This is a genomic window from Leifsonia sp. NCR5, assembly GCF_002105485.1.
GTDB lineage: Bacteria > Actinomycetota > Actinomycetes > Actinomycetales > Microbacteriaceae > Leifsonia.
Map to the genome: position 1 here is coordinate 60,026 of NZ_NCSR01000003.1, position 25,007 is coordinate 85,032.

24 protein-coding genes are annotated in these 25,007 nt (G+C 69.4%); 7 read left to right on the forward strand and 17 right to left on the reverse strand.

Features of this window, described 5'->3' with window-relative positions; genetic code table 11:
• Positions 1-20: 20 nt before the first annotated feature.
• Positions 21-848 (reverse strand): AraC family transcriptional regulator, encoded by an 828-nt coding sequence (locus B7438_RS03780; RefSeq protein ID WP_085368392.1) that lies wholly within the window; start codon positions 846-848, stop codon positions 21-23.
• 80 nt (positions 849-928) lie between these two features.
• Positions 929-1,108, reverse strand: a complete 180-nt coding sequence (locus B7438_RS20170) for a hypothetical protein (protein WP_143465577.1) — start codon at positions 1,106-1,108, stop codon at positions 929-931.
• 74 nt (positions 1,109-1,182) lie between these two features.
• Here B7438_RS20170 and B7438_RS03785 point away from each other — a divergent pair, with 74 nt between their 5' ends.
• Positions 1,183-2,442: an MFS transporter gene (locus B7438_RS03785; protein WP_085368222.1), complete on the forward strand. Its 1,260-nt coding sequence runs from the start codon at positions 1,183-1,185 to the stop codon at positions 2,440-2,442.
• A 41-nt stretch (positions 2,443-2,483) separates the two neighbouring features.
• On the opposite strand, the gene B7438_RS03790 is transcribed toward B7438_RS03785, so the two are convergent.
• Positions 2,484-3,605 (reverse strand): class I SAM-dependent methyltransferase, encoded by a 1,122-nt coding sequence (locus tag B7438_RS03790; RefSeq protein WP_218775129.1) that lies wholly within the window; start codon positions 3,603-3,605, stop codon positions 2,484-2,486.
• Between the two features lie 71 nt (positions 3,606-3,676).
• Positions 3,677-4,648 carry a magnesium/cobalt transporter CorA gene (corA, locus tag B7438_RS03795; protein WP_085368223.1) on the reverse strand — a complete coding sequence of 324 codons (972 nt, stop codon included), beginning with the start codon at positions 4,646-4,648 and terminating at the stop codon, positions 3,677-3,679.
• A 215-nt stretch (positions 4,649-4,863) separates the two neighbouring features.
• Here corA and B7438_RS03800 point away from each other — a divergent pair, with 215 nt between their 5' ends.
• On the forward strand, positions 4,864-5,796 hold the full coding sequence (locus B7438_RS03800; RefSeq protein WP_179150716.1) for a DUF2599 domain-containing protein: 933 nt from the start codon (positions 4,864-4,866) through the stop codon (positions 5,794-5,796).
• 7 nt (positions 5,797-5,803) lie between these two features.
• On the forward strand, positions 5,804-6,052 hold the full coding sequence (locus B7438_RS03805; RefSeq protein WP_143465579.1) for a hypothetical protein: 249 nt from the start codon (positions 5,804-5,806) through the stop codon (positions 6,050-6,052).
• A 48-nt stretch (positions 6,053-6,100) separates the two neighbouring features.
• On the opposite strand, the gene B7438_RS03810 is transcribed toward B7438_RS03805, so the two are convergent.
• Complete coding sequence (locus B7438_RS03810) at positions 6,101-8,596, reverse strand: beta-glucosidase (RefSeq protein WP_085368226.1); 2,496 nt, start codon at positions 8,594-8,596, stop codon at positions 6,101-6,103.
• 35 nt (positions 8,597-8,631) lie between these two features.
• Complete coding sequence (locus B7438_RS03815; protein ID WP_168690486.1) at positions 8,632-10,029, reverse strand: MFS transporter; 1,398 nt, start codon at positions 10,027-10,029, stop codon at positions 8,632-8,634.
• A 142-nt stretch (positions 10,030-10,171) separates the two neighbouring features.
• Between B7438_RS03815 and B7438_RS03820 the strand changes: the two genes are divergently transcribed.
• A complete protein-coding gene (locus B7438_RS03820) occupies positions 10,172-11,221 on the forward strand; it encodes a LacI family DNA-binding transcriptional regulator (RefSeq protein WP_085368228.1) in 1,050 nt (349 codons plus the stop codon).
• Here the strand turns inward: B7438_RS03820 and B7438_RS03825 are convergent.
• From B7438_RS03825 to B7438_RS03855, 7 genes are all read right to left on the reverse strand, one after another.
• Positions 11,218-12,402 carry a glycine C-acetyltransferase gene (locus B7438_RS03825; protein ID WP_085368229.1) on the reverse strand — a complete coding sequence of 395 codons (1,185 nt, stop codon included), beginning with the start codon at positions 12,400-12,402 and terminating at the stop codon, positions 11,218-11,220. The two genes, B7438_RS03820 and B7438_RS03825, sit on opposite strands and share 4 nt — an antisense overlap.
• Positions 12,402-13,445, reverse strand: coding sequence for an L-threonine 3-dehydrogenase (tdh, locus tag B7438_RS03830; RefSeq protein ID WP_085368230.1), 1,044 nt, complete (start codon positions 13,443-13,445; stop codon positions 12,402-12,404). Before tdh ends, B7438_RS03825 begins: the two co-directional genes overlap by 1 nt.
• Positions 13,446-13,556: 111 nt before the next feature.
• On the reverse strand, positions 13,557-13,973 hold the full coding sequence (locus B7438_RS03835; RefSeq protein WP_085368231.1) for a heat shock protein transcriptional repressor HspR: 417 nt from the start codon (positions 13,971-13,973) through the stop codon (positions 13,557-13,559).
• Between the two features lie 2 nt (positions 13,974-13,975).
• Positions 13,976-14,965: a DnaJ C-terminal domain-containing protein gene (locus B7438_RS03840; RefSeq protein WP_085368232.1), complete on the reverse strand. Its 990-nt coding sequence runs from the start codon at positions 14,963-14,965 to the stop codon at positions 13,976-13,978.
• 152 nt (positions 14,966-15,117) lie between these two features.
• The gene (locus B7438_RS03845) at positions 15,118-15,819 is read right to left on the reverse strand and encodes a nucleotide exchange factor GrpE (protein WP_085368233.1); all 702 of its coding nucleotides are present in this window, start codon (positions 15,817-15,819) and stop codon (positions 15,118-15,120) included.
• Positions 15,820-15,821: 2 nt separating this feature from the next.
• Complete coding sequence (gene dnaK, locus B7438_RS03850) at positions 15,822-17,684, reverse strand: molecular chaperone DnaK (RefSeq protein ID WP_085368234.1); 1,863 nt, start codon at positions 17,682-17,684, stop codon at positions 15,822-15,824.
• A 203-nt stretch (positions 17,685-17,887) separates the two neighbouring features.
• The gene (locus B7438_RS03855) at positions 17,888-18,505 is read right to left on the reverse strand and encodes a C39 family peptidase (RefSeq protein ID WP_085368235.1); all 618 of its coding nucleotides are present in this window, start codon (positions 18,503-18,505) and stop codon (positions 17,888-17,890) included.
• 36 nt (positions 18,506-18,541) lie between these two features.
• Between B7438_RS03855 and B7438_RS03860 the strand changes: the two genes are divergently transcribed.
• Positions 18,542-19,282 (forward strand): GTP pyrophosphokinase family protein, encoded by a 741-nt coding sequence (locus B7438_RS03860; protein WP_085368394.1) that lies wholly within the window; start codon positions 18,542-18,544, stop codon positions 19,280-19,282.
• A 12-nt stretch (positions 19,283-19,294) separates the two neighbouring features.
• Here B7438_RS03860 and B7438_RS03865 read toward each other — a convergent pair whose 3' ends face one another.
• The gene (locus tag B7438_RS03865; RefSeq protein ID WP_143465581.1) at positions 19,295-20,299 is read right to left on the reverse strand and encodes a hypothetical protein; all 1,005 of its coding nucleotides are present in this window, start codon (positions 20,297-20,299) and stop codon (positions 19,295-19,297) included.
• Positions 20,300-20,434: 135 nt separating this feature from the next.
• On the opposite strand from B7438_RS03865, the gene B7438_RS03870 reads away from it, so the two are divergent.
• Entirely contained in the window at positions 20,435-21,901 is a 1,467-nt protein-coding gene (locus tag B7438_RS03870; protein ID WP_085368237.1) for an MFS transporter, read from the forward strand.
• Between the two features lie 122 nt (positions 21,902-22,023).
• Positions 22,024-22,473 (forward strand): NUDIX domain-containing protein, encoded by a 450-nt coding sequence (locus B7438_RS03875; RefSeq protein ID WP_143465583.1) that lies wholly within the window; start codon positions 22,024-22,026, stop codon positions 22,471-22,473.
• Here B7438_RS03875 and B7438_RS03880 read toward each other — a convergent pair.
• From B7438_RS03880 to B7438_RS03890, 3 genes are all read right to left on the reverse strand, one after another.
• Positions 22,417-23,625, reverse strand: coding sequence for an RNA polymerase sigma factor (locus tag B7438_RS03880; RefSeq protein ID WP_218775135.1), 1,209 nt, complete (start codon positions 23,623-23,625; stop codon positions 22,417-22,419). The two genes, B7438_RS03875 and B7438_RS03880, sit on opposite strands and share 57 nt — an antisense overlap.
• Positions 23,626-23,690: 65 nt before the next feature.
• Complete coding sequence (locus B7438_RS03885; protein WP_085368238.1) at positions 23,691-24,110, reverse strand: YciI family protein; 420 nt, start codon at positions 24,108-24,110, stop codon at positions 23,691-23,693.
• Between the two features lie 137 nt (positions 24,111-24,247).
• The gene (locus B7438_RS03890; RefSeq protein ID WP_256921852.1) at positions 24,248-24,967 is read right to left on the reverse strand and encodes a MarR family winged helix-turn-helix transcriptional regulator; all 720 of its coding nucleotides are present in this window, start codon (positions 24,965-24,967) and stop codon (positions 24,248-24,250) included.
• Positions 24,968-25,007 lie beyond the last annotated feature (40 nt).

Consider the following 25,007-nt stretch of genomic DNA (forward strand, 5'->3'; position numbering starts at 1 on the left):
CGGCTGGGGGGCGCGCGCGGCTAGCTCGCGCGCTGCCGCCAGACGGACGGGGCGGACCCGGTGTGGCGGCGGAAGGCACGGCTGAAGCCGGCGTCCGACTCGTAGCCGAGCATCCTGGCGGTCTCGCTGACCGTGAGACCGTCCTGCGACAGGTAGGTCATGGCCGCATCCATCCGCACCTGGGCGAGATAGCTGGCGGGCGACTGCCCGACCTGCTCGCGGAAACGCTCGGCGAAGATCGTGCGCGACATCGCGCCGACCGCAGCGAGGTCGCCCACGGTCCACGGGTGCCCGGGATTCTCGTGCATCGCGTCGAGCACGCGGGACACGAACGGGTCCTCGACCACCGACGGCCAGTTCTCGGGAGCGCAGTCGCCCTCCGCCCAGGCCCGGATCGCCACCGAGACGATGGTGGTGGCCATCCGGCCGCAGATCACGTCGTCGCCGGCGCGGCGCGGCTTCAGCGAGCCGCCCATCTGCGCGGCGAGGAGGGCGATGGCCGGATCGAGCTCCGCCAGCTGGTTCACGCCCACCACGTCGGGCAGCGCGTCGAGCGCGCGGGTGCCGCCCACCGGCCGCAGCTCGCTGACGATCACCTCGCCGAGACCGTCCGCCAGCAGGTCGACCGCGTTGCGCCCCGTCGTGAAGACGACGTCGCCAGCGTGAAAGGCGAGCTGTACCCCCTGCGGGCCGCGCGAACGCACCCGGATGGACCCCGCAAGCAGATAGACGAACGTCGCACCGGGGAAGGTCGCCCTGTCGCCGGGCCCGAGTGCGACGTGACGCGACGCATCCACTCGCCACTCGAGCGTGGACAGCAACTCGTCGAGCGTGGCGGGGGAGGTCATCGCGGTGATCGTCACGCTCGCGAAAACAGCGCGAGGGGGTGCGCTATTCCTGGGGCGAGGGCTGGCGGCACGGTCGTGCTCTACGGCCGGTAGTCACGATTCGGCTGCTCGTAGCCTTTTCTAGCCTCCGGATCACCCGCACCACGCGCCGGCCCGAGCGACGAGCCGACGACCATCAACGCATCCACGACCCGCTTGAACGCGCGGCCGACAACCCGGCCGACGCGGACGACGACTGGATCTGTTTTCTCCGAAACCATGGGACCCCCCTGCCTCATCGTGGCACACGCGCCCCATTCGTTAGCCTGATCGCAGACACAAGCGGAGGAGCGGCATGTCGGGACCGGGGCGACGCGACGTCTTCAGGATTCGCGGATTCTTCGCGTACTGGGCGTCGTACACCGTCTCGGGGTTCGGCACGTACGTCACGACGCTGGCCCTCCAGGTGCTCGTGCTGGTGTCGCTGCACGGGACCGCCGCGGACATCGGGCTGCTCAACGCGGCCAGGTGGCTCCCGTATCTGGTGCTCGGCCTCGTGGTCGGGGCCTTGGTCGACCGGCGGAGGCGGCGCCCGGTGCTGATCGGGAGCGACCTCGGGCGGGCGGTGCTGCTGGCGTTGATCCCGCTGTTCTTCGTTCTCGGCGTGCTGAACATCCCGGTTCTGCTCGCGATCGTCTGCGCCGTGGGCCTGCTGTCGCTGTTCGGGGACGCCGCCTCCCAGTCGCTGGTGCCGCGGATCGTGCCCCGAGGCGCCCTGCTGGCCGCGCACGCCCGCACCGATCAGAGCGACGCCGTCGCGCAGACCTCTGGGCCGCTCGTCGCCGGTGCGCTGGTGTCGCTCGTCGGCGCGGCGTCCGCCATCGTCGTGGATGCGGTGTCCTACCTCTTCTCCGCGGTCGCGATCTGGCGGGTCAGGGTGGACGAACCACCGGCGACGGCGACCCCGGCCCGCAGCCTTCGCCGCGAGATCGCGGAGGGACTGCGGTGGGTCTACCGCCATCCCGTGCTCGGTCCGATGGCGTTCGGCTCGCACGGCTGGTTCTTCTTCAACAGCATCCTGGGCACGGTCTTCGTGCCGTTCGCGCTGCTCGCGCTCGACCTGAGCGCGTTCCAGCTCGGGATCGCCCTGGCCGGCGCCGGGGTCGCCGGGCTGATCGGCAGCTCGGTGTCGATCCGCGTCGGACGCCGCTGGGGAGCGGGCGTCGCGGTTGTCGCGAGCAACCTGCTGATGGCGGTCGGCTGGGTCCTCATCGCGACCGTGCCCGGCGACGCAGCCACCTGGCTGGTGGTGACGGTCCTCACGGTCGGCCAAGGGTTCTACGGGCTCGGGCTGGGACTCAGCAACGCCAACGAGATGGGCTACCGGCAAGCCGTCACCCCGGACGAGCTGCAGGCGCGCACCAACACCACGATGCGGTCGGCGAACCGCGCCATGATCGTCGTCGGGGCGCCCATCGGCGGCCTCGCCGCGACGGTCATCGGCTACCGGCCGACGCTCTGGATCGCGATAGCCGGGATCGTCGTGGTCACCGTCTTCCTCGCGCTCTCGCCGTTCGGCCGCGCCCGCCACGCGAGCGACGACGTGGTCGGCTAAGGGCGACGTCAGCCACTCGGCTGGTCACCCGCCCGCCACGGTCACTCGCGGCGGGAGGCCGTGACCGTGAACTTGGCGTTGCGCGCCACCTGCCTGGTCGGCCCGACCGCACGTTCCAGCGCGGAGCGGTAGCCGAGGTGCGAGTTCCAGACCGTCCACAGTTCACCGCCGGAGGCGAGGACGCGTCCGGCGTCGGCGAACATCCGGTGGGCGATCCCGGTGTGCACGGCGCTGCCGATGTGGAAGGGCGGGTTGAGGACGATCAGGTCGGCGCTCGCATCCGGCTGCCCGGCGAGACCGTCGTCGCGCACCACCGTGACGCGGTCGGCGACGCCGTTCGCCACTGCGGTGGCCGTGGCCGAGGCGACGGCCGCGGCGGACTGGTCGGTGGCGATGACGCGCAGGCCCGGCCTGCGCAGGGCGAGCGTGGTCGCGAGCACGCCGGTTCCGCAGCCGAGGTCGATGGCGGTGTGCGCATCCGGAGCGGCGGCGTCGATCACGCTGAGCAGGAAGCGGGTGCCGATGTCGACCGAGGTACCCGCGAACGCGGCGCCGTGCGCGCACACCGTGATCCCGAGTTCGTCGTCGTGCGAACGCCGCGGCCACCGGTCGTCCGCGCCCGCGACCGGCTGCGGATGCGCGGCGGTGAGCACACGCGCCTTCTGCCGGGCGAGCGACGCCGTGACGGAAGCGAAAGCCGTGCCGAGCACGTCGTTCATCGCCAGGCTCATGTGTTTCAGCATTCCGCCCGCGTAGACGACCGCATCCGGATGCGCGTGCGCCGCCACCAGCGTCGCGATCTCGTCCAGCGCATCCAGGCTCCGCGGCAGGCGCAGCAGGACCACCCGCGCGTCGCAGACGAGTTCGGCGTCGAGCGGGAGCCCGCGGTATGCGTCGGAGTAGCCGAGCTCGGCGGCGTTGGCGGCGAGCGCCTGTTCTCCGGTGAGTGGATCCTGGTGCACGCGGATACCGGTGGCGCCCTCCGCGGCCGCCGCCAGGGTGAGCGCGCCGTATGCGTCGCCGATGACGACGACCTCGCCATCGGCAGCCGCGGCGACCGCATCCCGTGCCAGGTCGGCGATCAGGCGGTCGGCCGCATCCGAGGCGAACAGGTTCTCGCCTTCCACATCCGGCCACCGCCGCAACCGCGCATACTCGAACACGGGATCAATTCTCGCAGCCCCGGGATGCCACCCAGCCTCGCGGGATGCACACCGGCCCCGCGCCTCCGGCGTCAGAGCCAGTTGTTCCGCTTGAACGCGTAGTACAGCCCGATGCCGGTCGCCAGCATCAGCGCGAGCGCGAACGGGTAGCCGAGCGCCCAGTGCAGCTCCGGCATGTGGTCGAAGTTCATCCCGTATATCGTGCCGACGAGGGTCGGGGTGAACAGGATGGCCGCCCAGGACGAGATCTTCTTGACCTCGTCGTTCTGCGCCTGGCCGACGAGCGTGGTGTGCACCAGCAGCGCGTTCTGCAGGATCTGCCGGAATCCGTCCGCCCGCTCCACGATCCGGATGACGTGGTCGTGCACATCCCGGAACCGGTCGCGCAACGACTCGTCCGCACCGGATGCGGCGAGCGCGTCCCTGAGACTCTGCAGCACACCGCCGAGCGGGTTGACCGCCCTCTGGAACGTCATCACCTCGGAAGACAGCTCGTAGATGCGGCGCGACACCGTGCGGTCGCCGTTGAAGAGCTGGTCCTCGATCTCGTCGATGTCGTTCTCCAGACCGGCGATCACGGGGGCGTAGTCGTCGACGATCTGGTCCAGGATGCCGTAGAGCACCCCGATCGGACCGGGTGCGAGCAGCCGCGCGTCGTGCTCCATCCTGTGCCGGACGATCGAGAGGTCCGGCCATTCGAAGTGCCGCACGGTGATGACGAACTGCTCGCCGAGGAAGACGTGCACCTCACCGAACTCCACCTTCTCGGTCTCATCGATGTAGTGCGCGGGCCGCAGCGCCACGAACGTCGTGGTGCCGTACTTCTCCAGCTTTGCGCGCTGGTGCCCGCTCAGGGCGTCTTCCACGGCGAGCTCCGGCAGCTCGAATTCGGTCGCGACGGCGGCCAGCTCCTTCTCGGTCGGCCGGTACAGGCCGATCCAGGCGAACCCGTTGCGTTCCCGCACCGTCTCGAACGTCTGCTCCAGCGATGTCGGGTCAGCGGTGCGCCGACCGTCGACGTAGACGGCGTTGTCGACGATCATGGGGTCTCCTTCCGGGAGGGCTCCCCCACGCTACCCGGTCACACGGTGAGGTGGGGTGGAGGCGCGGGGCGTTGTGGCTGCGGGGACGCGTGAGCAGTGCAGGGCGCGCCACATAGAGGATGGATTAGTGTATGACGTTAGGTTCGGAATTTTAGATATCCCGGCTTCTACTCGATGACGAGAGGAACAGCATGACGAAGGTGACGAAGCGGTGGGTGTCCGCGTTCGCAGTGGGTACAACAATCGGGACGGCTGGCGCGGTTCCCGCATTCGCGGATAACCCGGACGACACGTTGGCGGTGGTGGCTTCCGCAACACCAGAGACCATCGAGTCTGCGGCTAGCGTGCCGACGACCGCTACCGGTGAGAATGCGATCGACGCGACCGTGGCCGGGGCGACGGTGACGGTGCCGGTCGACGCATCCAACGGCATCACACTGGGCAGCGAAGGCGGCACGGTCTCGATCGGCCTCCCGTTCGCTGACCAGGCGGCGGACGCGGAGGTGCAGAAGCCGGGTGTGGTGTCATTCGACAACCGCAATGGATCGAGCACGGTCCCGGTTGTCCAAAGCGACGGCAGTGTGCAGATCAACACCATCATCGAAGGGGCGGATGCGCCGACGTCGTACTCGTATGACTATGACTGCTCCGGTGGCGTGACATTGCGACGGTTGGCGGACGGCGGAATTGTCGCTGTCGACGGAGCGGGAGAACTCGTGGCCTCCATCGCGCTGCCGTGGGCCAAGGATGCGCGAGGAAAGGATGTTGCGACGCGGTACGTCATCAACGGAACCACGCTCACGCAGATAGTTGAGCATGGCGTCGGGTCGGCGTACCCGATCGTCGCCGATCCGACGACACTCGGAAGCAACGGCTTCTACACCAAGATCGTCCAGAACAGCAGCTCGCAGGGAACGATCATCAGCGTCTATCCTGCACAGATCAAGTGGAATGCGTACTCGGGAGACACGATCTACGCGAACTACAAGGCGATCGTTCCCGCCGCCTACGAAGGAAACAAATGGCGGGACCAACTCGTCTGCCACGCAGCCAACGTCGGGATCTGGAAGACACCCTGGAACCTGGATTCGTGGCGTCCCGACGTCGGCTACGCGCGCACTGTTCTCGCGGCGTGCAACCCGCAGTGAGGCAACCGTGAAGACGAGTCTCATCGGACTTGCCCTTGCCCTCGTGGGCACGGTCTCAGCCCTTTGGTCGGGCACCACGCTGTTCGAAAGCGGCGTCGATGCCGACCTGAACGGAACGGCGGCTCAGCTGAACCCGTTCGTCATCGCAGCATTCGTCGCGGGGCTCTGCGCTGCCTGCGTGGGGCTCGTCCTGGCCGTGTACGGGATGTCGAAGCACAGCAGTTCCAGACACCCCGGCGGCAACCGGCAGAACTGAACCACGCTGGTCACACCGTGCATCCACACGGCGTGACCAGCGCACCGCTCACACCGTGAACTCCACCGCCTCCGACAGCTCCGCTACCGACGAACCGACGCGCACCGCGTACGTGCCGCCCTCGGTCAGCCAGGCGTGGTCGTCGACCGACCAGTGCTGCAGCGAGCGCGGTTCGATGGCGACGGTCGCGACCGCCGACTCTCCCGCCTCCGCGCGCACCACCGCGTAGCCCGCGAGCCAGAGCACCGGTCGCTCGATGTCGGAGTCCGACACCCGGCTCAGGTACACCTGCACCACCTGCTTGCCTGCACGGTCGCCGACGTTGGTCACGGGAACGCTGACTTCGAGGCCGACACCGCCGGCACCGCCGCCCTCGACGCTCGGCTCCCCGAACTCCCAGCTCGTGTAGCCGAGGCCGTGACCGAACGGGATGGCCGGGGCCGGTCCGCCCGCCGCCTGCCTGCGCATCCACTCGCGGTAGCCGACGTTGAGCTTCTCGTCGTAGTAGAGCTGGCCGTCGACGGGCTCGACCTGCCAGACCGGCACGTCGTCCTCCGTCGCCGCCCAGGTGGTCGGGATGCGGCCGCCCGGTTCGACGGCGCCGGTCAGCACGTCGGCGAGCGCGTGGCCCATCTCCTGGCCGGGGAACCAGGTGAGGAGCACGGCGGGAGCGTCGTCGAGCCAGGGGAGGATCACCGGGCCGCCCGAGTTGACGACGACGACGGTGCGCGGGTTCGCGGCGACGACGCGGCGCACGAGCTCGTCCTGCCCGTCCGGGAGGCGCAGGCCGTCGCGGTCGAAGCCCTCCGATTCCAGCTGCTCCGTCGTGCCGACGACCACGACGGCCACGTCGGAGGCCGCGGCGAGCGACACGGCGCGCTCCAGCTCGTCGTCCGCGCTGCCGAAGGGCTCCTCGTACCCGAGCGTGAACATCACGGCCGCGAGTCCGAGCTGCTGCTGGGGACGGTGTTCGAGCCGCAGTGCGACCGTCTGCCCGGCCGCGAGCGTGATCGGGAACGACTGCTTGGGCGGGTTGAGGAACGCCATGAACGGGTCGGTGCCGTCGGGGAAGAACAGGCCGTCGCTCTTCAGCTCACCGTCGACCTCGAAGCGGAACAGCCCGAGACCGGCGAAGCCGACCGCGTACTCGCCGTCCTCCGGCGCGGTGAACGTGGTGGTCGCCTCGACCACCGCCGTGTCGGCGAGCACGGGGTCTCCGAGCCAGGTGAGGCGGCCGCTTCCGCGGTGCTCGTCCAGCACCACGCCGCCGTCCGCGCCGAGGAAGCGCACGTGCACCCCGGATTCGCCGGTCGCCGGATCGGTGGCGACCGTCGCATCCACGGGGAGCAGCGACTCGGAGGCCCGCACCCCTGGCGCGAACGACACGCGCTCTGCGCCGAACGCCTCCTCCAGACCGTCGAGCGGGGTAACGACGTGATCGGGGAACACCGTCGCCGATCCACCGCCCTGGCTGCGGGCGATGCGGGCGTGCTGACCGATCACCGCGACGGTGCCGGGGTCCGTGCCGAGCGGCAGGACGGGGGATGCGCCCGCCGCGTCGTTCTTCACCAGCACCATGCCGTCCGCCGCGGCCTCACGGAGCAGCGCGTCGATGCGCTCGGCCGGCCACGGCTCGGCCAGCGGGGTCGCCGCTTCAACACCGTCGAGCGCGCCGAGACGCCCTGCCAGCCTCAGGATGCGCAGCACCTTCTCGTCGATGTCGGTCTCCGACACCTGACCGGCGCGCACGGCCTCGACCAGCGCATCGCCCCAGACGCCGTCCGGACCCGGCATCGCGAGGTCCTGTGCCGAGACACCGGCCGCGACCGTGTCGCGCACGCCCATCCAGTCGGAGACGACCACGCCGTCGAAGCCCCACTCGTCTTTGAGCGGGGAGCGCAGCAACTCGTTCTCGGTCATCGTGACGCCGTTGACCGAGTTGTACGACGACATCACCAGCCAGGCTCCGCCCTCGGTGACCATGCGCTCGAACGGCGCGAGGTAGACCTCGCGCAGGGTGCGCTCATCCACGTTGACGTTGACCGTCATGCGGTCGGTCTCGCTGTCGTTGGCGACGAAGTGCTTCGGGGTCGCGCCGACGCCGCAGGACTGCACGCCCTTGACGAACGCCGTGCCGACGACGCCGGACAGCCACGGGTCCTCGCTGTACGCCTCGAAGTGACGGCCGCCGCGCGGCGACCGCTGGATGTTGACGGTCGGGCCGAGTGCGACGCCGACGCCCTTGCGACGCGCCTCCGCAGCGATCAGCTGGCCGAGTGCGTACACCCGGTCGACGTCCCAGGATGCGGCGAGCGCGGTCGGCGACGGAAGGTTGGCCGAGCTGTCCCTCTCGTCCCAGAGCTGACCGCGCACACCGGCGGGCCCGTCGGAGACGACGATCGTGTCGAGCCCGATCTGCGGTTCGCTGTGCAGCGTCCAGAACGAGGCGCCGGTGAGCAGGCGCACCTTCTGTTCGAGGGTGAGGGAAGAGACGAGGCCGGCGACGACGGAGTCGGTGTCGATGTCGGTGCTGAGGTCGGTCATGGTTGGTGCGTCTTTCGGTTCGATGGATGCGCTGGTCAGCGCACTGACTTGATCGGGAGGACCGCGAAGGCTCCGACGAGGGCGAGCACGATGCCGACGGGGAACAGCGGCGTGTACGAGCTGAAAGCGAAGACGAGCAGCCCGGCGAGTCCGGGGGCGAGCGTCTGCGGCAGGGTGGCAGCGATGTTGAGCACGCCGAGGTCTTTGGCGAAGTCGTCCTTCGACGGGAGGACCTCGCTCATCAGGGCGGTGTCGACGGCCTGGTATGCGCCGAAGCCGAGCCCGGAGACGAAGGCGAACAGCATCATCCCGGTGACGGTCGGCAGGATCAGCGGGAACACCAGCGAGATGGCCATGACGGAGCCCGCGATGATGACGACGATCTTCCTGCGGCCGATCTTGTCGGAGATCGGGCCGCCGATGAGGGTGGTGATGATGATGCCGACGAGGCTGATCAGGCTGAGCACCGGCACCATGCCGACGGCGTTGTCGCCGAGACCGATGTACTTCTGCAGGATGAACAGCTGGAAGCCGGTGACCATGAAGTAGCCGGCGTAAAGCAGCAGGCGGCCGGTGAAGCCCCAGAAGAAGTCCGGGTGCTTGCGCGGGCTGACCCAGAACGTCTGCAGGAAGGCGACGAAGCTGAACGGCGGCTTCGGCTCCCCCTTGTTGGAGCTGTCCGGGTTGAAGAGCACGAAGAGCACGATGACGATGAGTGCGATTCCGGCGAAGGTGAGGTAGCCGGCCGGGATCGACTTCGCGAACTGGGCCCCGGCGATGGAGCCGCCGAGCGAGCCGAGCATGAGGCCGAGCCCGGACAGCGACGAGAACGTTCCGCGCGCCCCGCTCGGGACACGGTCGGGCAGGATCGCGCTCAGCGGGCCCTGGGCGAAGTTGAAGGTGATCTGCACCATCACCCAGCCGACGGTGAGCTGCACGATGCCGTTGGCCGCGCCCATGAAGAGGAGGGACAGGCCGCCGAGCAGCACGCCGAGCACCATCCACGGGGCGCGGCGGCCGAACCTGCTGCGTGTGCGGTCGGAGACGAGGCCCGCGACCGGTTGCGCGATCATCGCGGCGAACGCGCCGATGGTCGCCACGAGCCCGAAGATGGGCCCGCTGTTCTGCTCGCCGACGATGCCCTGCACCTGCAGGGGGAGCAGCACGCCGGGCACGGCGCCCCAGATGGCGAAGATGGCGATGTTGCCCACCATCATCGAGAGCATCAGCTTGAGCAGCCTGCCCCGGATGCGCACCTTCTCCGGGCGCTGCGCGCTGACGGCGGAGGTCGGGGCCGCGCTGAACGGGCTGCCGGCGGTGGTGATCGTCGACGCGAGCGCCGAGCTTTCTGGCACTCCGGAGAGGTTGGAGGGGATGGTGGGCTGAACCGGACGCTGGGGGGTGGTGCCGGTTTCTTCCGACGGCGTTGTCACAGGGGTTGTCCTTTCGAGCAGGCGACGTTGCGTGCTAACACGCGTAACCATAGGACACCGTCCGGCTTAATACAAGTCATTGGTCGGTTTTCCGCTTACTCGCGTAACCATCGAGGTCGCTCCGGCCTAGACTGAGACCAGGATGTTCACCCCTCACGTCGTCAAAGCCCCGACGAGCGCAGACGTCGCCCTCGCGGCAGGCGTCTCGCGCGCGACGGTCTCCTTCGTGCTCAACGACAAGCCCAACTCCCGGGTCTCCGACGACACCAGGCACCGCGTGCTCGAAGCCGCCAGGCTGCTCGGCTACACACCCAACACGGCGGCGCGGTCGCTCGCCAGCGGAGAGGCGGTCTCCGGGCTGCTGTTCACCGCATCCGGGCGCGACAGCGGAGCCACGCTGGAACGCGCGTTCGCCGCACTCCTCGCTCGCACCGTCGACGACGGGGTGGATGCGCTCAGCCACGTCGAGACCGACCTCACCGGTGCGGAGGCCGCCCAGCTCTGGGCTCGGCTGCGCCCGGAGGCCGTGCTCGCCGAGGCGGCCCGCTGCGACGCGGAGGCGACAGAGCTGCTGCGCCTCGCCGGGGTCCGCGCGCTGATCGTGCACGGCCAGGAGCCGGTCGGCTACGCCCCCACCCTCGTCGTGCCGCAGGAGCCGTTCGGCGACGCCGCCGTCAGCGAGCTCACGCGGCTCGGGCACGACCGGATCGTGTTCATCGCCCCGACAGACCCCACGGCCGCCGCGACCGCCGCCGCCCGCCTCGCCGGGGCGCGCGCCGCAGCAGCACGCGCCGGTGCCACCCTCACCGTCTCCCACGCCGGCACGTCGGCGGCCTCCCTCCGCGACTGGGCGCGCGGCTGGCGCTTCGACGCGGAGCGCCCCACCGCCGTCGCCGCATACGACGACCGCCTCGCGATGGCGGCCGTGCGCGCGCTGGCCGACGCGGGCATCCACGTGCCGCACGACGTGTCGGTGGTCGGCGCAGACGACCACGCGGGCTCCGCCGAGTTCATCCCGCGCCTCAGCACGGTCGCCTTCGACGCGGACGCCCTCGCGGCGACCCTGCACGACGCGTACACGAGAATGCGCGCGGGCGAGCGCGTCGAACGCGTCGACGCACCGCCCGTGCGCGTCATCGCGCGCGAGTCCACTGCCGCCCCCAGAAGTGGCGGGGCGGGCAGGGAGCGCTAGCCCACCGCATCCCGGGCAGCGCTGAACGCCTCCACGCAGCGCCGGATCTCGTCCTCCGTGTGCGCCGCGGACAGCTGCACCCGGATGCGCGCCTTCCCGCGCGGGACCACCGGGAACGAGAACGCCGTCACGTACACGCCGTGGCGCTGCATCTCGTCGGCGATGCGCGCAGTGAGCGCTGCATCCCCGAACATCACCGGCACGATCGGGTGCTCGCCCGGCAGCAGGTCGAAGCCGGCCTCGGTCATCAGCGAGCGGAACAGTGCAGCGTTGGCGACGAGCTGCGCCCGCAGGTGGTCGGACTGCTCCAGCAGGTCGAGTGCCGCGATGGTGCCGGCGACGATCGACGGCGCCAGCGTGTTCGAGAACAGGTAGGGCCGTGCGCGCTGGCGCAGCAGGTCCACGATCTCGCGGTGCGACGACACGTAGCCGCCGGATGCGCCGCCCAGCGCCTTGCCGAACGTGCCGGTGTAGATGTCCACCCGGTCCGCCACGCCGCAGAACTCGGGCGTCCCCCTCCCGTGCTCTCCGACGAATCCGACGGCGTGCGAGTCGTCCACGAACACCAGGGCGCCGAACTCGTCGGCCAGGTCGCAGATCTCGCGCAGCGGGGCGATGTACCCGTCCATCGAGAACACGCCGTCTGTGACGATCACCGTGTGGCGGGCGCCCGCATCCCGTGCCGCGGTGAGCTGGGCGCGCAGGTCGGCCAGGTCGCGGTTCTTGTAGCGGAACCGCTGCGCCTTGCAGAGGCGGATGCCGTCGATGATGGATGCGTGGTTCAGCTCGTCGGAGACGATCGCGTCGTCCGCGGTGAACAGGGTCTCGAAAACGCCGCCGTTCGCGTCGAAGCACGACGAGAGCAGGATGGTCGCCTCCGTGCCGAGGAACTGCGACACCCGCCGCTCCAGCTCCAGGTGCTGCTCCTGCGTTCCGCAGATGAAGCGCACGCTGGCGAGGCCGTAGCCCCAGTCGTCGAGGGCGAGCTTGGCCGCATCCCGTAGCGCAGGATGGTCGGCGAGGCCCAGGTAGTTGTTGGCGCAGAAGTTGAGCACCTCCGCGCCGTCCGCCACGATCTGCGACGACTGCGGACCGTGGATGCTGCGCTCGTGCTTGGTGAGCCCGGCCTCCTCGATCTCGCTCAGCTGCGTCGCGACCGTCTCCCGAAACGTTCCGTACATCAGAGCTCCGTCCAATCCAAGATCACTTTGCCTCCGCCTGCAGACGCCGCGGCGGCGAACCCCTTCTCCCAGTCCCGCGCGGCGAACCGGTCGGAGACGATGGAGGCGATGGCGTCGCGCAGCGTCGCCGACGTCTGCAGCATCGCGCCCATCGCGTTCCAGGTCTCGAACATCTCGCGGCCGTAGATGCCCTTGAGGGTGAGCATGTGGGTGACCACGTTGCCCCAGTCGATCGCGATCGGCGCGGAGGGGAGGCCGAGCATCGCGATGCGGCCGCCGTGGTTCATGTTCTCGATCATCTGCGGCAGCGCGCTGGGCGCACCGCTCATCTCGAAGCCGACGTCGAAGCCTTCGCGCATCCCGAGCGCCTCCTGCGCTGAGCGGATGGGGGCCTGCGAGACGTCGACCGTGTAGTCGGCGCCCATGCCCTCCGCGAGGGCGAGCCGGGATGCGCTGATGTCCGTGCCGACGATGAACCGCGCTCCGACGTGCCGCGCGACGGCGATGGCCATCAGGCCGATGGGGCCGCATCCGGTGACCAGCACGTCCTCGCCGACCACGGGGAACGCGAGGGCCGTGTGCACCGCGTTGCCGAGCGGGTCGAACAGCGCGCCGACCTCCGGCTCGATGGTGCTGTGGTGCACCCACACGTTGGCGGCGGGGAGGGTGAGGTACTCGGCGAACGCACCGTTGCGCTGCACGCCGAGGCCCTGGGTGCGGATGCACATCTGCCGGCGGCCGGCCCGGCAGTTGCGGCAGGTTCCGCAGACGATGTGCCCTTCGCCGGATACCTGATCGCCCACGGCGACGTCGTGCACCAGCGGCCCGACCTCGACCACCTCGCCGAAGAACTCGTGCCCGGGGATCAGCGGGGCGACGACGGCGGAGGCCGCCCAGTCGTCCCAGCGCTGGATGTGCAGATCGGTTCCGCAGATGCCCGTCCGCAGCACGCGGATCTTGACGTCCTCCTGCCCGATCACGGGCTCCGGTACGTCGACCAGTTCGAGACCGGGTCCGGCCTCGCTCTTGAAGAGAGCCTTCATCGCCACCTTCCTTGTGGACGGCCCCTCGTGGGGGTGCTGAAGCTGTTCGGGATGCGCCGCCCTCGTGAGGCGGGACGTATCGCCGCTGACAGCCTAGACGGGCGAGAGGCTTCAGTCTCTGTCGAGCGGGCGCCAGACGACCACCTGGGTGCTGCGCCTGGTTCGGGTGCCCGCGCGCAGCGAGACGACCTCGCCCGCGGGGCCGGCGGCGAACACGCGGTGGCCCGGGCGGTTCAGGAGCTCGTCGGCCAGCGCCGTCTCCAGTTCGCGCACCCGGGTGGTGAGCGCACCCACCTGATCCTCCAGGTCCAGGATGCGCCTGATCCCTTCCAGGCTCACGCCCTCCGCACCGAGCCGCGCGATCTCCTGCAGCTTCGCCACATCCCGCATCGAGTACCTGCGGGACTTGCCCGCCGTCCTGCTCGGGCTGACGAGACCGAGCCTGTCGTACTGGCGGAGGGTCTGTGGATGCATCCCCGCCAGTTCGGCCGCGATCGAGATCACGAAGACCTGGCTGTTCTCATCCATGATCAGGTGCGGGCCTTGGCGAGCAGCTCTTCGCGCGGGTTCTCGTCCGGAAGCTTCGCGGCGAACTCCTTGAGCGCCTCCTGAGCCTCGGCGGACAGGTGCGACGGCACGGCCACCTGGACGACGGCGAGCAAGTCGCCGGTGCCCTTCGAGGTCTGCACCCCGCGGCCCTTGACGCGCAGCACGCGACCGCTCGGCGTTCCGGGAGCGACGCGCAGCTTGACGGGGTCGCCGCCCAGCGTCGGCACCTCGATGGTCGCGCCGAGGGCCGCCTCCGCGAAGGTCACGGGAACCGTGACGCGCAGGTTGAGCCCGTCGCGCTCGAACACCGGGTGCTTGCGCACGGTGACGGTGAGGACGATGTCGCCCGGCTCTCCACCGTCCGGGCTGGGCTGGCCTTTGCCGCGCAGCTTGATCTTCTGCCCGTCGGCGACGCCGGCCGGGATCTTGACCTTGATCGGCTTGCCGTCCGACGCCTGCAGGGTGATGGTCTCGCCCTTGGTCGCCGTGATGAAGTCGATGGTGGTGTGCGCGGTCACGTCACGGCCGCGGGTCGGTCCGCCGTAGCCGCGGAATCCGCCGCTCGCCGAACCGAAGCCACCGCCGCTGTTGCCGAACAGCCCTCCGAACACGTCGTCGAAGTTGCCGCCCTGCTGGTAGCTGTATCCGCGGTTGCCACCGCCGCCGAACATCCCGCCGAACACGTCGTCGAAGCCGCCCTGGCCTGCCGAGCCCGGCGCGGTGAAGCGGGCGCCGGAGCCCATCGCGCGGATCTGGTCGTACTCTTTGCGCTGCTCGGGATCACCGAGCACGGAGTGCGCTTCGCTGATCTCCTTGAACTTGGCCTCTGCCGCCGGGTCGCCCGGGTTGGAGTCCGGGTGATACTTGCGCGCGAGCTTGCGGTAGACCTTCTTGAGCTCCGCGGGGGTGACGTCCTTGGAGACGCCAAGAACCTTGTAGAAGTCCTTGTCGAACCAGTCCTGGCTTGCCACGGCGCCTCCTTTCTCAGCCTGTGTGTGCCTGTAGGTATGAAGTCTGTTGGTGTGAAGTCTGTGTGTCTGAAGTCTGCATCTATCGCGAGCGCGCACCACGGAAGCGGCGGGATGAGTATCCCGCCGCTTCGCGTGGCGTGCGCATCCGGAGCCTAGGCCGGAACCGCGACGACGACCTTGGCCACCCGCACCGTGGTGGAGCCGAGCTTGTAGCCCGTCTCGACCACGTCCGCGACGGTGTCGACCGTCACGCCGGGGGTCGGCTGCTGGAAGATCGCCTCGTGGATCTGCGGGTCGAACGGGTCGCCCTTCTCGCCGTACGGCGTGAGGCCGAGTCGCTCAGCGGTGGTCCGGAGCTTGGCCGCGATGGTCGAGAACGCGCTGCCCTCTTCGAGGTCGCCGTGCTTCTCGGCACGGTCGAGGTCGTCGAGCACGGGAAGAAGGCTCTTCACCGTGTCGCCGACCGCGCGCTCGCGCTCGATCTCGCGGTTGGACTCTGTCCGCTTGCGGTAGTTCGCGTACTCCGCGGTGACCCGCTGGAGGTCGGCGAGCCGTTCGGCCGCGAGCTGGTCCGCCGTCGACTGGCCGCTCAGCACGTCCAGGTCTTCGTCGGAGAGGAAGGACCCGAGGCCCTCGCCGTCGGCCGGGCCGACATCGACGAGTTCCTCGTGGGCGAGGTCGGGGGCGTCGTTTCCGGCGTCCCCGCCCTCCTGGCCGTCCTGGCCCGCCGGCTGCCGAACCTTGCCGGTCTCGGGGTCGATCCTCCGCTCAGTTCCCTTAATAGGATCAGGGCGGACTACCGGCTCCTCGCGCTCAGGGTCTTCGCCCTGCCCGTTGGGGTTCTGGTCCGACATGCTTACTTCTTCTCCTCGTCTTCGACGACCTCTGCGTCGATGACATCCTCGTCCGAGTTCTCCTCGGCGGGCTGGTCACCTGCAGGAGCCTGCTCACCGGCGCCCGCGTCGGCCTGAGCGGACGAGTAGATCGCCTCTCCGAGCTTCTGCTGGCTCGCGTTGAGCTTGTCGTACGCGGTCTTGACAGCGTCCTCGTCGTCGCCCGCGAGTGCGGTCTTCAACGCGTCGACGTCGCCCTGGACCTCGTTCTTGACGTCTTCGGGGAGCTTGTCCTCGTTGTCCTTGATCAGCTTCTCGATCGAGTATGCGAGCTGCTCGGCCGTGTTGCGGGTCTCGGCGGTCTCACGACGCTTCTTGTCCTCGGCCGCGTGCTCCTCGGCCTCGCGCACCATGCGCTCGATGTCGTCCTTCGGCAGCGAGGATCCGCCGGTGATCGTCATCGACTGCTCCTTGCCGGTGCCCTTGTCCTTGGCGGACACGTGCACGATGCCGTTGGCGTCGATGTCGAAGGTCACCTCGACCTGCGGGATGCCACGGGGTGCCGGGGCGATGCCGGTGAGCTCGAAGGTGCCGAGCGGCTTGTTGTCGCGGGTGAACTCACGCTCGCCCTGGAAGACCTGGATGGCGACGGACGGCTGGTTGTCGTCCGCGGTCGTGAAGGTCTCGCTGCGCTTGGTCGGGATCGCGGTGTTGCGGTCGATCAGCTTCGTCATGATGCCGCCCTTGGTCTCGATACCGAGACTCAGGGGGGTCACGTCGATGAGCAGGACGTCCTTGCGCTCGCCCTTCAGGACGCCGGCCTGGAGTGCGGCGCCGACGGCGACGACCTCATCCGGGTTCACGCCCTTGTTGGGCTCCTTGCCGCCGGTCTCCTGCTTCACGAGCTCGCTCACGGCGGGCATGCGGGTCGAACCACCGACGAGCACGACGTGCGAGATGTCGGACACCTTGATGCCGGCCTCACGGATGACGTCCTGGAACGGCTTCTTGGTGCGGTCGAGGAGGTCGCTGGTCATCTGCTCGAACTGGGCGCGGGTGAGCGTCTCGTCGAGATTGGCCGGGCCGTTCTCCGTCAGCGACAGGTACGGCAGCTGGATGCTCGTCGACATGCTCGACGAGAGCTCCTTCTTGGCCTGCTCAGCGGCTTCCTTCAGACGCTGCAGAGCGATCTTGTCCTTCGAGACGTCGACACCGGTCGAGTCCTTGAAGCGCTTGATCAGCCACTCGACGATGCGCTGGTCCCAGTCGTCTCCACCGAGGCGGTTGTCACCGGCGGTCGCACGAACCTGGATGGTCGAGAAGTCGTCGTCCTTGCCCACCTCGAGGAGGGAGACGTCGAAGGTTCCGCCACCGAGGTCGAAGACCAGGATGAGCTCGTCTTCCTTGCCCTTGTCGAGGCCGTACGCGAGTGCCGCTGCGGTGGGCTCGTTGATGATGCGGAGCACGTTGAGGCCCGCGATCTCACCGGCCTCCTTGGTGGCCTGACGCTCTGCGTCGTTGAAGTACGCGGGGACGGTGATGACGGCGTCCGTCACGGTGTCTCCGAGGTACTGCTCGGCGTCCCTCTTGAGCTTGGCGAGGATACGGGCCGAGATCTCCTGCGGCGTGTACTTCTTGCCGTCGATCTCGACCGTCCAGTCGGTGCCCATGTGGCGCTTGACCGACGCGATGGTGCGGTCGACGTTGGTGACGGCCTGGCGCTTGGCGGTCTCGCCGACGAGCACCTCGCCGTCCTTCGTGAACGCGACGACCGACGGGGTGGTGCGGAAACCCTCCGCGTTGGCGATGACGGTGGGCTCGCCACCCTCGAGGACGGCGACGACCGAGTTCGTGGTTCCGAGGTCGATTCCTACTGCACGTGACATATGTGCTGTTCTCCTTTTGTTGCTGGATGTTTGGTTGTAAAAACTGGGGGTCAAGAGTTGAGTCCCGACGGCTCAAGTGTCGCATCCGCGGGGGAGGCTGTCAAGCTGCGAGCTCTAAACTTGAGCACACTAGACTCAACTTTGGCGAGAGGGGTTTCATTCCCGGAATCGGCGGGAAGAACGGCGCATCCAGCCGTGAATTCTCAGTCGCGGAGGAGCATCCCGCGCCCGGCGTAGAAGCGCTCGAACTCGTCCACGGGCAGGGATGCGTCCGCCGCCGTCCGCCCGATGCCGGACGGATTGTGGAACGACACGGTCTCCCCGTCGAAGCCGTGCACGAGCACGAGGTGGCCGCCCACCCGCTCGTTGGGCCGGTCCGGGTAGCGGATCTCGGGGGTGACGGACGCGATGGCCACGACGCCGGGCGCCACCGCCGAGAAGTGCTCGCGTGCGGTCGACCCCTCGACGACCTCGCCGTCCAGGCCGAACTCGTCGGCGATCCAGGAGAGGAAGGGGCGGTAGTAGAGGCCGCGGACGGTGTGCTCCTCCGGGACGAGCGCGCCCGCATCCATCGCCCCGTCGATCAGCTCGCGCATCGTCGCGCCGGCGGCGGACGGCCGCCACACCCGCACCACCGACCGGAGGCACGCCAGCCCGCAGACGTTGCGTGCCCAGTAGCGGTACTCGTCGGCGGTCGCATACCCGTCGAGCATCCAGTCGTGGAGAGCCGCCGGGTCCTCCCCGCGGACGATCAGCGCCTCGTTGCAGCGCGGGTCGCCCCACTGCGACTCGTACGGGAACGGCGAACCCCGCGGATTCACACCGCCTCCACAAGGACCGTCGATAGCGTGCTGTACATGGTTCCGGAGTCCTTTCACGTCGATCACAACGGCCCGCTGCTGTCGTCCAGGGCCATCGAGGCTCTGCAGAACATCGACCCGGCGACTCTGGATGAGGTGCAGGCGTTCAACACGGACTTCGCGCGGTTCATCATGCCCTACAAGTTCGGCATCGACGAGATCTCCACCAAAGTGTCGATCCTCCGCGAAGAGTTCGCCGAACTGCACGACTACAACCCGATCGAGCACATCAACAGCAGGCTCAAGTCGGCCGAGAGCATCGAGCAGAAGATCGTCCGCAAAGAGTGCGAGCCGTCGTTCGACGCGATCCGGGAAGCGATCACCGACATCGCCGGCATCCGGATCGTCTGCAGCTTCGTCTCCGATGTCTACCACGTGTTCGAACTGCTCTCCGCGCAGGCGGACGTGAACGTGCTGCGGGTGAAGGACTACATCGCGCACCCGAAGCCCAACGGCTACAAGAGCCTGCACGCGATCGTCGAGGTCCCGGTGTTCCTGTCCGGCGGGCCGATCGCGGTGCCCGTCGAGGTGCAGATCCGCACGGTCGCGATGGACTTCTGGGCGAGCCTCGAGCACAAGATCTACTACAAGTACGACGGCGAGGTGCCGGATGAGCTGCTGCGCGACCTCACCGACGCCGCCGTCAAGGCGAACCAGCTCGACATCACGATGGAGAGCCTGCACCGCCAGGTGCGCAACCACGGCGGCAACCAGTACACGCTGCCGATCGCGATCTAGGCATCCCGCGGGTCAGTATCCGACGACGCCCGTGAAGTCCGGGGAGCCGTCTGGGCGAGCAGGGAGCGGCTGGCCGCTGATGTAGCGGGGCCACTCCAGCCGTAGCCCGGCGGCGGCGTCGAGCCGCGGGTACGCGGCGGTCGGCGGCACCGGGGTGGTGGATGCGGTCGGTGCGGCGGGTGCAGCCGGCGGGGCGGGCGCGGCCTGGGCGGGGAATTCGGGCGCTGCGGGCGCGACAGGCGGCGTGAACGCCATCGGCGGGGTGGATGCGGCGGGCGGCGCCGACGGGAACGCCTGCGGCGCGAACGTCGCCGCGGGCGGTGGCACCTGCTGCTGCACCGCCGCCTTCGGCCCGAACAGCGAGTACGTGAGCGGGATCAGGATCGTGCCCAGCGCATCCAGGATCGCCACCACCGCCAGCAGCCGCCAGTACGTCTCGCCGAAGTCCACCGTCGGCAGCGCAAGCGGCAGCGAGAGGCCGAGCGTCAGCGCACCCACGAGCAGCAGGGTCACCACGGTCACGTTGCTCATCACCGGGCCCGTGAACCGGCGCTGCGTGTTCAGCACCAGATGGATGTGCAGCAGGCCGAGCCTGGTCACCGCCACCAGTGCGAACCAGGCGAACGGCTCCCACCACGGGCGGTAGGCGAACGGATCGTACGGTCCGCCCGCGAGCGGCACCCAGATCTTCGCCAGGCCGGCCATCAGCAGGTAGGCGGACGTGATCACGCTGACCACCCCGAACCAGGGAGCGCGCCGGGCGGAGACGTCCGCGTCGTACCAGGACACCAGCGAGAAGAACACGAGCAGCGCGATGGTGCCGATGAGCCGCCAGCAGGTCTCGTCGAACCGGCCGATGACGACCGCGTACACGCCGACCAGCGCGGCGGCGATGAGCGCGCCGATCACGATGCGGGGCAGCAGATGCCGCACCCAGCCGTACTGTCGAACCTCGTGCGCCGTAGCGGTCATTCCAGCCTCCCGTGCCTCGTATGCCGCTCCGGACATATTGCGCATCCGGAGCACCTTCGGCCGCGAGCCTACCGGCGTCCGGACGACACCGGGAACCGTGCGCGCACGGATCATCGGCACCGGGCGCGCCACGGCGTCCCGGTTCACCCTCCGGCAACCGCGAACCCATACGCTGTGCACATGAGCACTCCTCCGAGCGCGAACGGCAGCGACGCCGAGCGCGGCAAGCAGCCGGCGCCCGCGAACACCGACGCCCTGGTCACCTCGACCTCTCCGCTGTTCGTGGACAGTTCGGCCGAGCGGCGCATCCCGCGTCGTCAAGTGGTGTCGTGGGCGCTGTGGGACTGGGGCGGCGCGGCGTTCAACGCGGTCATCACCACGTTCGTGTTCACCGTCTATCTGACCGGCAGCCTGTTCGTCGACCCCGCCCTCGTCGTCGCCCGGGATGCGGAGACCGACCTCAAAGGACCGGCCCACGCCGCCGTCACCGCGGCAGAGGCCCCGCTGTCGAGCGGGCTCGGCTGGGGGCTCGCCATCGCGGGCATCGTGGTCGCCCTGATCGCGCCGGTGCTCGGGCAGCGCACCGACGGGTCCGGCAGGCGCAAGCTGTGGCTCGGCATCAACACCGGCGTGGTCGTGGTGATGACCGCGCTGATGTTCTTCGTGGTCGGCGAGCCGAGCTACTTCCTGTTCGGAGTGGTCCTGGTGGCCGTCGGCACGATCTTCTACGAGATCGCGACGGTCAACTACAACGCGATGCTGGTGCAGGTCTCCACGCCGAAGACGGTCGGCAGGGTCAGCGGCTTCGGCTGGGGCGCGGGATACCTGGGCGGCATCGTCCTGCTCCTCATCGTCTACTTCGGTCTCGTCACCGGCAACGACGACGGCACGGGCGGGATGCTCCACGTCACCGAGGACGCCGGCCTCAACATCCGGATCATCGCGCTGATCGCCGCCGCCTGGACGCTGATCTTCTCGCTGCCCGTGCTGATCGCCGTGCCAGAGATGCCGATCGGCTCCCGCCGCCCGCGCGTCGGGTTCTTCCAGTCGTACGGCGTGCTGGTGCGCGACATCGGGACGCTGTGGAAGGAGAGCAGGAACACGGTGCTCTTCCTGATCGCGTCCGCGCTGTTCCGCGACGGGCTGGTCGGGGTGTTCACGTTCGGCGGCATCCTCGCCCAAGGCACGTTCGGGTTCAGCAGCGGCGACGTCATCATCTTCGCCATCGCGGCCAACGTGGTCGCGGGCATCAGCACCTTCGTGTCCGGCCGGTTCGACGACCGGTTCGGCGCGAAACCGGTGATCGTCACCTCCCTGGTCGGCCTCGTGATCGCCGGGCTCGCGGTGTTCTTCGCGCACGACCTCGGCGCGACGGCGTTCTGGATCGGCGGCCTCGTGCTCTGCCTGTTCGTCGGGCCGGCGCAGTCGGCGAGCAGGACGTTCCTCGCGAGGGTCACGCCCGCCGGCCGCGAGGGCGAGGTGTTCGGGCTGTACGCGACCACTGGACGCGCCGTGTCGTTCCTCGCGCCGCTGCTGTTCGCGACGTTCGTCGCGGTCGGCGGCGCGCAGTACTGGGGCATCCTCGGGATCGTGCTGGTGCTGGCCGCGGGCCTCGCCCTCCTCATCCCGGTGCGCGCTACGAAGTAATCGAGTCCGAACTCGTTCACGCGACACGCCGCGCTGGGCGTGAACAACTTCGGACTCGATGGATGCGCGCGGGCGGGGAGGCGGGACGACGACGTGGGATGCAGCCGGGATACGCTCGAAGAATGCCGCACCCCGTGATCATCGTGTCCGCCGTCGCGTTCGTCAGGGAGGACGGGCACGTGCTCACGGTGCGCAAGCGGGGAACATCCCGGTTCATGCTGCCCGGCGGCAAGCCGGAGCCCGGCGAGTCCGCGGCTGAGGCCGCGGTGCGGGAGGTGCGCGAGGAGGTGGGCATCCGGCTTGCCATCGACGAACTCCGTCTGCTGGGTGCGTGGGAGGCCGACGCCGCGAACGAACCCGGGCACACGCTCGACGCGACGGTGTACGCAGCCGACCTCGCCGGCGTGCCGGTGGCCGCTGCGGAGATCGCCGAGCTGCGCTGGTCGGACCCGGCCGACCCGCTGGGCGACCTCGCCCCATTGCTCCGCGACCGCGTCATCCCCGCGCTCGCGCTGTCAGGGGGCGCGGAGGGCGGCGAGCTTGCGGGCGAGGGCGGCGCGCTCGGGGGGTGATGGGCAGGCGGCGTGCGCCTCTTCGAGGGCGGCGATGGCCGCATCCCGTCGGCCGAGGCGCGTCAGCAGCTCGCCCCGGGTGGCCGGAAGCAGGTAGGAGCCCGCGAGGTCGCCGCGCGCGACCATCGCGTCGACGAGCGCGAGGCCCGCTGCCGGGCCGTCGGACATGGCCACCGCGACCGCGCGGTTCAGCTCGATGACCGGCGACCGGGCCAGCCGGCCGAGTGCCTCGTAGAGCAGCACGATGCGTTTCCAGTCGGTCTCCGCCACCGACGGCGCCACCGCGTGACACTCGGCGATCGACGCCTGCAGACCGTACGCCCCGAGCCCGCGGCCGGCGGATGCGGCGTGCGCGAGAGCTGCGCGACCACGGAGGATCGCCGCCTGATCCCACAGACCCCTGTCCTGGTCTTCGAGCAGGATCGGCTCGCCCCGCGCATCCATCCTGGCCGGAAAGCGCGCGGCGGTCAGCTCCATCAGCGCCAGCAGGCCGAACACCTCCGGCTCGGGGGCGAGGCGCACCAGCACCCGCGCCAGCCGCCTGGCCTCGTCGGCGAGGTCGGTGCGCATCCACGTCTGGCCAGTGGATGCGAACGAGCCCTCCGAGAACACCAGATAGACCACCTGCAGCACCGAGCCGAGGCGTTCGGCGCGCTCGTCGGGTTCCGGGATCGCGAACGGGATGCGCGCGGCGGCGATGGTCTTCTTCGCGCGGGTGATCCTGGCCTGGATGGTCGGCACCGGCACGAGGAACGCCCGCGCTATCTCCTCGCTCGTGAGACCGCCGACGACCCGCAGGGTCAGGGCGATCCTTGCCTCCCGGGAGAGGACGGGGTGACAGCTGACGAACATGAGCGCGAGCACGTCGTCGTCGATGGCATCCGGAGCGAACAGGGCGTCGGCACCCGGCAGCTCCTCCTCCAGGTCGCGGGCGAGGAGCGCATACCGCTCGTCGCGGGCCGCCCTCCTGCGGAACGAGTCGATCGCCCGGCGCCGCCCGACGGTCAGCAGCCAGCCGGTCGGCTGCGCGGGGACGCCGTCGACCGCCCAGGAGACGAGCGCCTCTGCGAGCGCCTCCTGGGCAAGGTCTTCGGCCAGCGCGAAGTCGCCGGTGTAGCGCGCGAGGGCGCCGACGATGCGGGCGGACTCCATGCGCCACACCGCCTCGACCGCCGCGCGCGCCGGGGTGGGCGCCGGGGTGGGCGAGCCTGGCGTGCTCAGAGCTGCCCGGTCTGCTCGCGCCAGGCGCGTTCCTTCTGGATCCACTCGTTGTCCTGCGGGAACTCGTCGATCGACGGCACACGGCGGATCTCGATGATGCTGCCGGACGTCATCGGCGCCCGCTTCGCCCACTCGACGGCCTCCTGCACAGAGGCGACATCGAGGATGTAGTAGCCGTTGAACAGCTCGCGCGTCTCCCCGTACGGACCGTCGGTGACCATCGGCGCCTCCCCGGTGAAGTCGACGACCACGCCCTCGCTCGGGTCGGCGAGACCCTCGGCGGCCAGCAGCACGCCGGCCCGGATGAGCTCGTCGTTGAACCGGCCCATCGCATTCAGGACCTCGGTGAAGTCGACGTTCGCGAAAGCCGCCGCAGCAGCCTCGGTGGGCCGCAGGATGAGCATGTACTTGGACATTGGGTTTTCTCCTTGATCTGAGGTCGCTCTTCGACCTTTGCACCCAGAGGTCGAACGGCGCGAGCCCCGATCGACATGAATGCGGGGAGATTTCGGAATTTCTTTCGCGCGCTGGGGTGGGAAGCGGGCGTCGGCGGTCAGTCGCGCGGCCACGCCCGCACGAACCGGGCGAACAGGTCGGCGAACTCCCGCGCCTCTTGCGGCGTGAACGTCGCGAGGGCCTGCTCCACCGCCGAGCGCCGGTGGGTGCGCACCTCGCCGATCTGCTTGCGTCCCGCGGCGGTCAACTGGATGAGGGTGCGCCGCGCATCCGCCGGATCGGTGACCCTGCTGACGAGTCCGCGATCGACCGCCTCCTGCACGAGCCTGCTCGCCCGCGGCTGGTCGACCCCGATGGCGGGCGCGAGGGTGCTGATCGAGTACGTCGTGCCGTCACGCTCGGCCGCTTCGAGCACGTCGAGCATCCGGAAGCGGGCGGCGCGTCCGAGTGAGCCGTCGGGGCGGCCGCGGCGTCCGGGACCCGGACGACCGGAGTCGCCGAACGCGGGGAAGCCGGGGAAGGGGCCTGCGCCAGTACCCGGCTCCTGATCGCCACCACCGTGTTCGCCATGTTCACCGTGGTCGTGCGTGCGCGGGTCGTGGTGGTCGCCGTGGCCGCCCCAGCCCGGGCCGCCGTGGGCGGTGCGGCCGAAGCCGTCCTGCCACGGCGGGCGTCCGGGCATCCCGTGGCTGGGCGGGCCTCCGTGCATCCGACGCCGCGACTGGTCGTGGCGCACGGCTATCAGCGACTGCTCGACGAGCGCGACGATGTCCGCATCCTGCGAATCGGATTCGGGGGCTTGACCATCCATTTCCATGTATGTAATCATACAACTGCTTGTAACAGTACATGCAATA